The following is a 564-nucleotide window of genomic DNA, read 5'->3' as shown; positions in this document are numbered from 1 at the left end:
TGAGTCGGGCCCGGTCGATGTTGTGGGTCATGCTGCTTCTCCGATGTCGGTGCCAAGCAGGGCCTCATAGGCGATCAGCGGCATGAGATGGACAACGACCTCGGGCAGCGAGGCGGGATCTGGCGCGAAGCGGGTGCGCAGGGCGGCGATGTCGGGCAGTCGAACCGCCGCGAGATCGTCGGTAAGCTGCGCTGCGAGATCCGCCTCGCAGCCGCGGTCATGGGCGAGTGCCAGAAGATCCACCATCAGGCGGCACGCCGCTCTGTCCGAGAGTTGTTCGAGCAGCCGGTCGAAGGTCAGGCGATAGGCGTCGCGGGGGAACAACTGGTCACGGTAGACGAGATTGAGCAGCGCCATCGGCTTGCGCCGCAGGGCATGGATCACATGGCGATAGTCGACGACATGGGCGTGCTTGCCGGTGGTGGCGGCGCGACCGCGCGCCAGCGTCATCAGCAAGGTGGCGCCGATGAACAATTCGAGGCGATCATCATACAGCCGGACCCGCAGGCGATGGCCGATCAACCGTGACGGCACCGTGTAGAAAACCTTCTTGAGCGTGAATCC

1 pseudogene is annotated in these 564 nt (G+C 64.7%); it reads right to left on the bottom strand.

Going from position 1 to position 564, the window contains the following annotated elements:
* Positions 1-27: 27 nt before the first annotated feature.
* A pseudogene (locus V5F77_RS29065) lies at positions 28-564 on the bottom strand (IS21 family transposase); the annotation flags it as partial.

The sequence above is a fragment of the Roseixanthobacter psychrophilus genome, from assembly GCF_043195195.1.
Lineage (GTDB): Bacteria > Pseudomonadota > Alphaproteobacteria > Rhizobiales > Xanthobacteraceae > NCEH01.
Note: the sequence above shows the minus strand (reverse complement) of the source record. Positions and strands in the feature narration are given on the sequence as shown.